Raw genomic sequence first — 9,528 nt, forward strand, 5'->3', positions numbered from 1 at the left:
GAGCGAGCCGTCACACGGAGCTACTCACCGGCAGAGGCCCTTGGTGTGAGCTGGTGGCGGGGCTCGCACGGGAGAACCCGGGGGCGGGCGGCCATCGAATCATCGACGGCGGTCACAGTGGCACCGGCAGTCACCACCGCAGCCGGGGGGCAGGGGGCACGTTCGGGGGGTGCAGGGTCGCCCCCGCAGGGAGGGGCGGGAGGACCCGGCCTCACGGGACAGGGGGGTCTCGTCCGCCGCTCCCGAGGAGGTGAGCCCGGAGGCCACCGAACCCCGCACACAGGACACGACGGAACCGCTGGGCACCGCACCCGGCGAGGGACGACGGCGCGCAGGCACCCACGGCCCGCGCACCCGGGCCGGAGGCACCACGCGCCCCGCGCGGGACGCCGCGCCCGCGTCACCCCGCCAGGCAGGCCGGTCCCAGCAGCACCTTCAGGTCGCCGAAGAGCGCGGGGTCCGGCTGGACCCGGTGGCGGTCCAGGCGCAGGACCGTGGTGGAGCGGGGGCCCTGGAGCTTGATGCGGACCTCGGTGTTGCCCTTGTGGTGGCTGAGGATCTCGCCGAGCCGGGTGACCATCGGCGGGGTCACCTTCACCGTGGGGATGGTGACGACGACCGGCGCGTTGGTCCCGGCCGAGGAGAGGTCGGGGACGGCGAGTTCCATGGCCACCAGCCGGGGGATGTCCTCGCGCTTGTCCAGGCGGCCCTTGACGAAGACGACGGTGTCCTCGACGAGCTGGGTGGAGACCAGCTGGTAGGTCGCGGGGAAGAACATGCACTCGATGGACCCGGCGAGGTCCTCGACCGTGGCGATGGCCCACGCGTTGCCCTGCTTGGTCATCTTCCGCTGGAGCCCGGAGATGATCCCGCCGATGGTCACGACCGCCCCGTCCGCGTGCTCACCCCCGGTGAGCTGCGCGATGGCCGCGTCGGACTTGTCGGTGAGGACGTGTTCGATGCCGAAGAGCGGATGGTCCGAGACATACAGCCCCAGCATCTCCCGCTCCTGCGCCAGCAGATAGGACTTGTCCCACTCCACGTCCGAGAACTCGACGTCGAGACCGAACCCGGGCTCGTCCCCGCCGCCCTCGTCGCCCATCCCGCCGAAGAGGTCGAACTGTCCCTCGGCCTCCTTGCGCTTGACCGCGACCACGTTGTCGATCATCGGCTCGTGGTGCGCCACGAGCCCCTTGCGGGTGTGGCCCATCTCGTCGAAGGCCCCGGCCTTGATCAGCGACTCGACGGTCCGCTTGTTGCAGACCACGGCCTCCACCTTGTCGAGGAAGTCCGGGAAGGAGCCGTACTTCCCCTTCGACTTGCGGCAGCGGATGATCGAGTCCACCACGTTGGTGCCGACGTTGCGCACCGCCGAGAGGCCGAACAGGATCACGTCGTCACCCTGGGCGGCGAAGTTGGCCTGGGACTCGTTCACATTCGGCGGCAGGACCTTGATGCCCATCCGGCGGCACTCGTTCAGATAGACCGCCGACTTGTCCTTGTCGTCCTTCACGGAGGTCAGCAGCGCCGCCATGTACTCGGCCGGGTAGTTGGCCTTGAGATACGCGGTCCAGTAGGTGACCAGTCCGTACGCGGAGGAGTGGGCCTTGTTGAAGGCGTATCCGGCGAAGGGGACCAGGACGTCCCACAGGGACTGGATGGCCTCGTCGGAGTAGTTGTTCTTGCGGGCACCGCTCTGGAAGATCGTGAAGTTCTTCGCGAGTTCCTCGGGCTTCTTCTTGCCCATGACGCGACGGAGGATGTCGGCTTCGCCGAGGGAGTACCCGGCGATGATCTGGGCGGCCTTCTGCACCTGCTCCTGGTAGACGATCAGACCGTAGGTGACGTCGAGGACCTCCTTGAGGGGCTCCTCCAGCTCCGGGTGGATCGGAGTGATCTCCTGCTGGCCGTTCTTGCGCAGGGCGTAGTTGGTGTGGGAGTTCATTCCCATCGGGCCGGGCCGGTAGAGGGCCGAGACGGCGGAGATGTCCTCGAAGTTGTCGGGCTTCATCAGCCGCAGCAGCGAGCGCATGGGGCCGCCGTCGAACTGGAAGACACCGAGCGTGTCACCGCGGCACAGCAGCTCGAAGGTGGGGGCGTCGTCCAGCGGCAGGGCGAGCATCTCCAGGTCGACGCCCTTGTTGGCCTTCACCATCTTGACGGCGTCGTCCATGATCGTGAGGTTGCGCAGGCCGAGGAAGTCCATCTTCAGCAGGCCGAGCGACTCACACTGGGGGTAGTCCCACTGGGTGATGGTGACGCCGTCGGTGTGGCGCACCCAGACCGGTGCGTGGTCGACGATCGGCTCGCTGGACATGATCACACCGGCCGCGTGCACACCCATCTGCCGGACCAGGCCCTCGACGCCCTTCGCGGTGTCGATGACCTTCTTGACGTCGGGCTCGTTCTCGTACATCCCGCGGATCTCCGCCGCCTCGCCGTAGCGGGGGTGGGAGGAATCGGTGATGCCGGAGAGCTCGATGCCCTTGCCGAGGACGTCGGCGGGCATGGCCTTGGTGAGCCGGTCACCCATGGCGTACGGGTAGCCGAGGACCCGCGCCGAGTCCTTGATGGCGTTCTTGGCCTTGATCTTGCCGTACGTGCCGATCATGGCGACCTTGTCGGCGCCGTACTTCTCCGTCACGTACCGGATGACCTCGACGCGCCGACGCTCGTCGAAGTCGATGTCGACATCGGGCATCGAGATGCGCTCGGGGTTGAGGAACCGCTCGAAGATCAGTCCGTGCTCGATCGGGTCGAGGTCGGTGATGCCCATGGCGTAGGCGACGATCGAACCGGCGGCCGAACCACGGCCGGGGCCGACGGCGATGCCGTTGTTCTTCGCCCACATGATGAAGTCGGCGACCACGAGGAAGTACCCGGGGAACCCCATCTTGATGATGACGTCCATCTCGTACTCCGCCTGGCGCTGGCGGTCGTCGGGGACACCGCCGGGGAAGCGGCGCTCCATACCGGTGCGGACCTCGGCCTGGAACCAGGTGACCTCGGTGTAGCCGTCGGGGATGTCGAACTTGGGCATGAGGTCACGCTTCTCGAACATGCCCTCGGGGTTGATCTGCTCCGCGACCAGCAGGGTGTTGCGGCAGCCCTCCTGCCACGCGTCGGACGAGTCCACCGCGTACATCTCGTCGGTCGACTTCAGGTAGTAGCCCGTCCCGTCGAACCGGAACCGGTCCGGGTCGGAGAGGTTCTTGCCCGTCTGGATGCACAGCAGCGCGTCATGGGCGGTCGCCTCGTGCGCGTACGTGTAGTGCGAGTCATTGGTGACCAGGGGCGGGATGTCCAGCTTCTTCCCGATCTCCAGCAGCCCGTCCCGGACCCGGCGCTCGATCTCGATGCCGTGGTCCATCAGCTCCAGGAAGTAGCGGCCCTTGCCGAAGATGTCCTGGTAGTCGGAGGCCGCCTGGACCGCCTCGTCGAACTGGCCCAGACGCAGCCGGGTCTGCACCTCGCCGGAGGGGCACCCGGTCGAGGCGATCAGGCCCTCGGACCACTGGGAGATCGTCTCCTTGTCCATCCGGGGCCACTTCTGGAGCCATCCCTCCGCGTACGCGTCGGAGGAGAGCCGGAAGAGGTTGTGCAGCCCGGTCCGGTTGGACGCCCAGATCGTCTTGTGGGTGTAACCACCCGAACCCGAGACGTCATCGCGCTTCTGGTGCGGCTGCCCCCACTGGATCTTCCGCTTGTTGCGCCGGGACTCGGGCGCCACATACGCCTCGATCCCGATGATCGGCACCACGCCCGCCTTCTGCGCCGTGTGGAAGAAGTCATAGGCGCCGTGGAGGTTGCCGTGGTCCGTCATCGCGACATGGGTCATCCCCATCTCGTTGGCGGCCGAGAACATGTCCTTCAGCCGCGCGGCCCCGTCCAGCAGCGAATACTGCGTGTGCACATGCAGATGCGTGAAGGGCGGCTTGGTCACGGCGGGGGCCTCCAGAGAACGGGCGAGACGGTCGGCGGGCCGTCCGGGGGTCAGCGTCGAAGTCTACGACCCCCCACCGACACCCTCCGGCCCTCCTCCGGACGCGCGCCATCCCTCCCCGGGACCTCCCGCGCGCCCCTCTGCTCCCCCGTCTCCCCCCGCTCCCCGGGCGCGCCGGGGGGACTGCGCCGGACGGCCCAGGGCGATGCCGGGCGGCGGGCACTCTGGGGGAACGGTGGGCGTTGGAGGGGGTGGAAGACGTCCCGCCCCGGCGAGACCTGTGTGCACCAGGAGGAACAGCGCGATGCCCCTACCGCCCGCGGCCGATGACCGGGCCGACGAGATCCTCGCCGTCTTCGAGACCGCCTTCGGTGAACTCCTCGCGGCGGACCCGGCCGCCTTCCGGGTGAAGTTCCGCAAGATGGCGGCGTCGGCGTTCGCCTTCTACCGCGGCACGGCCTGCCTCTTCTACCACGATCTGGAACGGCAGGACCGATCTCTGCCCGAGGGCACCCCTCACCGTCCGTATCTGGACGAGCGCACCAGCCGGGTGTGGATCCACGGCGATCTCCACGCCGAGAACTTCGGTACGTACATGGACTCCACCGGCCGGCTGGTCTTCAACGTCAATGACTTCGACGAGGCGTATGTGGGCCCCTTCACCTGGGACCTCAAGCGCCTGGCCGCCTCCCTGGCGCTGATCGGGTACACGAAGGCGCTCAGCGACGAGCAGATCACGGAGGTGGTGCGGACGGGCGCCGCCGCCTACCGCGAGCGGATCCACGCCCTGGCGACCGGAGCCAAGGAGGACGAGGTGCCTCCGTTCACCCTGGACACCGCCGGGGGGCCGCTGCTGGGCGCCCTGCGGACCGCCCGGGCGCGGACCCGCTTCTCGCTGCTGGAGTCGATGACCGAGATCCGCGACTTCGAGCGCCGCTTCGCGCCCGGTGGCGGCGCGATCGATCTGGACGCGGCGACGCGGTACAAGGTGCTGGCCGCCTTCGACGGCTATCTGGAAACGCTGCCGGACTCCAGTCTGGCCCGCCCGGACTCGTACCGGGTCAAGGATGTCGTCGGCCGTCGCGGCGTCGGCATCGGCTCGGCCGGGCTGCCCTCGTACAACATCCTTCTGGAGGGCAACAGCGACGCCCTGGAGAACGATGTGGTGATCTATATGAAACAGGGGCAGACCCCGGCGGTCTCCCGCCACATCGGTGACCGGTCGGTTCGGGCGTACTTCCGGCACGAGGGGCACCGCACGGTGATCTCGCAGCGGGCCCTCCAGGACCACGCCGACCCCTGGCTGGGGTGGACGGAGCTGGACGGCGCGGGGCAGCTGGTCGCCGAGGTGTCGCCGTACGCGGTGGATCTCGACTGGTCCGATCTGGATGATCCGGAGGAGATCGCGGCGGTCGTCGCGGACCTGGGCCGGGCCACGGCCACCATGCACGGCGCGGCGGACGACGAGAGCGGCCACTCACTGGTGCCGTTCTCCACCGAGCGGGCGATCGACGCGGCCATCGCGGCCGACGAGGAGGGCTTCGGAGAGCTGCTGGTCGACTTCGCGCACGCCTACGGGGCGCGCGCCCGGCGGGACCACCAGATCTTTGTGGACCTCTTCCGCAATGGCCGGATCCCAGGGCTCCGGGAAGCCTCCCGGAAGATCCTTTAAGACTCCTCTCACGGAGGCATGGCAGACTCGGCGGGCGATGGACGTATCGGACAGGCGGCTCAGGGCGCTGCGGGCGGCGATCTTCACGGCACTGGTCGTGACGCTGTCCGCCGCCTCGCATGTCCTGCTCTCCCGCGCGCCACTGCCGTGGTTCACGGTCGCCGCGCTCGCCACGGGCGTCTTCGCGGTCGCGTACGCGCTCGGCGGCCGTCAGCGCGGGTACTGGCGGATCGCGTCGCTGCTGGTCCCGCTCCAGCTGATCGCCGACACCGTCTTCGTCACCGGCCAGGAGTTCTGTTACGGCCCCGGGGGCGGGCCGGTCAGCGGCGCGCTGCGGGCGCTGGGTCTTGAGGAGTTCTGCGGCGGTCTCGGCGCCTCCCTGCCCGGAGTGGCCGGGGTGACTGGGGTGACTGGAGTCGCTGGAGTCGCCGCTGACGGGCATGGCGCGGTGACCCTGCTGGACTCCACCGACCCGGCCGTCCCCTGGCTGCTGCTCACCGCGCATATCGGGGTGGGGCTGCTCGCGGCGCTCTGGCTCTGGCACGGCGAGGCCGCGCTGGCCTCCCTGCTGCGGGCGGCGGCCGTCTCCGCCTTCCGGCCGCTGCTGGTCGCCTGTGCCGTGGTCGCGGGGGCCTGGCGGCCCGTGCGGGCCCGGCTCCGCCCGGTCGCCCGGGAGACCGTCTCCCGCCCCCGTCCGCTGGCCCACTCGCTCGCCCGGCGCGGCCCGCCCGGCGTGGCGGTCCTCCTCCCGGCCTGACCGGCCTGACCGGTCTGACCCGGACCCGTCCCGGTCCCGGCGCGGTGTCCCCCGCGCCCGGCGGCCCGGCGCGGTCCCGGCCGAGGAGGGTGTCACCACGTGCCGGTCCACCGGGTGCTCGCGGCCCTCGCGCCCACCCTTGCCACGGGGTCCCACCCCCGTACCCTTCCCGCTGTTTTCCGTGTCCCCCCGGACACGGCGGTATTCGGAGTGAAGTCAGCATGAGCGCACGTAACAACAAGGCCAACAAGGCGGCTGCCCGGGAGCGGATCCGCGTGGAGCGCGAACGGCAGGCGAAGAAGGAGAAGACCCGCCGCCAGCTCATCGTCGCCGGTTCGACGGTGGCGGCCCTCGCCCTCGCGGGCGGCATCAGCTACGCGGTGATCGAGAGCAACAAGCCCACCGTCTGGGAAGAGGCCAAGTCGGCCAAGAGCGTCACCGCGCCGAAGAACACCTCGGGCACCAACGGCACCGAGGTCGTCATCGGCAAGCCGGAGGCCAAGAAGACCCTGGAGCTGTACGAGGACGCCCGCTGCCCGAGCTGCGCCCGGTTCGAGCAGGGCGTCGGCGAGACCCTGAAGCAGGACGTCGCCGCGGGCAAGTACAAGGTGAAGTTCGTGGGCGCCACCTTCCTCGACAACGGGGACCAGGGCGAGGGCTCCAAGAACGCGCTGAGCGCGATGGGCGCGGCGCTGGATGTGAGCCCGGACGCGTTCATGCAGTTCAAGGCGGCGCTCTACTCCAAGGAGTTCCAGCCGACCGAGCACAAGGACGTCTTCGCCAAGGACTCCTATCTGCTGAAGATCGCGGACACCGTCCCGGCGCTGAAGGGGAACGCGGAGTTCAAGAAGAACGTGGAGAAGGGCACCTTCGACGCCTGGGCGATGAAGATGTCGGACACGTTCTCCAAGAGCGGTGTCGAGGGCACCCCGACCCTGCGGATGGACGGCAAGAAGGTGACCGTCACCGGCACCGAGGACCCGCCGATGACGCCGGAGCAGTTCCGTACGGAGGTCGACAAGGCGCTGAAGGCCTGACCGTGACGGCCGGGGGCCGCCGCTGAGCCCCGCGGGGCCATGAGGGCCCTTGCGGGGGCCTGGACCTCTGGACCGCGCGGGGCTCGGCCCGCTGGACCACCCGCGCCAGGAGCGCCACGCCCCCACCGGGCCGAGCCCGCCGCCCGCACCGGGCCGCGCCGAGCCCCTTCCGGGATCACCACCCGGAGGGGGCTCTCGCGTATGCGCTCCCAGGTCGTGTCCGCGATGTGCCGCCCAGGGCCGCATATCGGAAGGCCAGAACCCTCCCCGGAGCCAAAAGTTATCGATACGTGGCCGATCGGCCGGTGATCATTGATCATCTGACCCTACTGGCAGGTAATCTAACCCGCCGTGACCAGTCGATTCATGATCAATCCGCGTCGCCGTACCGTCGTCAAGGCCGCCGCGGCGACCGCCGCCCTCGCGGCCGGCGGCACGGCCTACGCCCCCGCCGCCCAGGCCACCCAGGCCACCGCCGCCGCGCCCCTCTTCGGGCATGGCGTGGCCTCCGGGGACCCGCTGCCCGACGGGGTGCTGCTGTGGACCCGGGTGACCCCCACCGCCGACGCCCTGCCCGGCTCCGGCGCCGGACCCGAGACGGCCGTGCGCTGGGAGGTGGCCGAGGACCGGGGCTTCGGCCGGATCGTCGCCCGCGGTGAGACCCGGACGGGCGCCGCCGCCGACCACACCGTCAAGGCCGATGTCCGGGGGCTGAGCCCCGCCACCACCTACTACTTCCGCTTCGCGGTCGGCGAGACCTTCTCCCCCACCGGCCGCACCCGCACCGCCCCGGCCGCCGGGGCCCGCGCCGACTCCGTCCGGTTCGGCGTCGTCTCCTGCGCCAACTGGGAGTCGGGCTACTTCTCCGCGTACCGCCATCTCGCCGCCCGTACCGACCTCGACGCCGTCCTCCACCTCGGTGACTACATCTACGAGTACGGGACCGGCCAGTATCCGAAGACGGGCACGGTACGGGCGCACAGCCCGGCGCACGAGATCGTCACCCTCGCCGACTACCGGCTGCGCCACGCCACCTACAAGACCGACACCGACCTCCAGGCGCTCCACGCCGCGCACCCGGTGATAGCCATCTGGGACGACCACGAGTTCGCCAACGACGCCTGGTCCGGCGGGGCGGAGAACCACACCCCGGAGACGGAGGGCGACTACGCCGTCCGCGCGGCGGCGGCCCGCCAGGCCTACTTCGAGTGGATGCCGGTCCGCGCCTCCACGGCGGGCACGGTCTACCGCCGGCTGACCTTCGGCGACCTCGCCGATCTGCACCTGCTGGACCTGCGCTCCTTCCGCTCCCAGCAGGTCCGCGTGGGCAGCGGCGCCGTGGACGACCCCGAGCGGGTCATCACCGGACGCGCCCAGCTCGACTGGCTCAAGGCGGGCCTGGCCCAGTCCAGCGCCACCTGGAAGCTGGTCGGTACGTCGGTGATGATCTCGCCGCTGGCCTTCGGCGCCCTCCCGGCCCATCTGCTGGGCCCGTTCACCGAACTGCTGGGGCTGCCCCAGGGCGGGATCGCGCCCCTGGTCGACCAGTGGGACGGCTACACCGACGACCGCCGCGAACTGCTGTCGCACCTGAGCGAACGGTCCATCCGCAACACCGTCTTCCTCACCGGCGACATCCACATGGCCTGGGCCAACGAGGTGCCCGCGCGGGCGGCGACCTATCCGCTGTCGCCGTCCGTGGCGACCGAGTTCGTGGTCACCTCGGTCACCTCGGACAACGTCGACGATCTGCTGAACGTGGCGCCCCACACGGCGTCACCCGTCGGCGCCACGGCCATCCAGGGCTCCAACCGCCATGTGAAGTGGGTGGACATGGACAGCCATGGCTACGGCGTGCTCGACGTGACGGCCGAGCGCTCCCAGATGGACTACTACGTGCTCTCCGACCGCGCCCGGCCGGACGCGACAGCCGCCTGGGCCCGCTCCTACCGGACGCTGAACGGGACGCAGAAGATCGAGCGCGTCCACCAGCCGGTGGGCTGACCCGCCGATCCGCCCGTGGGGCCGCCCGCCGCCCGCCACTCAGGCGAGCGTGAACGGCCCCGCGGACGGGCACGGGCCCGCCAAGGGCGCGGACCGACCCGCCGGAACCCGGGCC

General features: G+C 70.2%; 5 protein-coding genes. 4 read left to right on the forward strand and 1 reads right to left on the reverse strand.

Annotated features, from left to right (window positions below; all coding sequences use genetic code 11):
* Positions 1-400: 400 nt before the first annotated feature.
* Positions 401-3,943, reverse strand: a complete 3,543-nt coding sequence (gene dnaE, locus ACFVIM_RS11590; protein WP_384300496.1) for a DNA polymerase III subunit alpha — start codon at positions 3,941-3,943, stop codon at positions 401-403.
* A 304-nt stretch (positions 3,944-4,247) separates the two neighbouring features.
* Here dnaE and ACFVIM_RS11595 point away from each other — a divergent pair, with 304 nt between their 5' ends.
* The 4 genes from ACFVIM_RS11595 (at position 4,248) to ACFVIM_RS11610 (ending at position 9,413) form a co-directional block, all read left to right on the forward strand.
* Positions 4,248-5,615, forward strand: a complete 1,368-nt coding sequence (locus ACFVIM_RS11595; RefSeq protein WP_384300497.1) for a DUF2252 domain-containing protein — start codon at positions 4,248-4,250, stop codon at positions 5,613-5,615.
* Positions 5,616-5,652: 37 nt separating this feature from the next.
* Positions 5,653-6,372 (forward strand): hypothetical protein, encoded by a 720-nt coding sequence (locus tag ACFVIM_RS11600; RefSeq protein WP_384300498.1) that lies wholly within the window; start codon positions 5,653-5,655, stop codon positions 6,370-6,372.
* 221 nt (positions 6,373-6,593) lie between these two features.
* The gene (locus ACFVIM_RS11605) at positions 6,594-7,409 is read left to right on the forward strand and encodes a DsbA family protein (protein ID WP_384300499.1); all 816 of its coding nucleotides are present in this window, start codon (positions 6,594-6,596) and stop codon (positions 7,407-7,409) included.
* Positions 7,410-7,775: 366 nt separating this feature from the next.
* Positions 7,776-9,413 carry an alkaline phosphatase D family protein gene (locus tag ACFVIM_RS11610; protein WP_384300503.1) on the forward strand — a complete coding sequence of 546 codons (1,638 nt, stop codon included), beginning with the start codon at positions 7,776-7,778 and terminating at the stop codon, positions 9,411-9,413.
* Positions 9,414-9,528: the final 115 nt, after the last annotated feature.

Origin of the sequence: Streptomyces sp. NPDC057638 (genome assembly GCF_042800315.1) — a bacterium.
Taxonomy (GTDB): Bacteria; Actinomycetota; Actinomycetes; order Streptomycetales; family Streptomycetaceae; genus Streptomyces.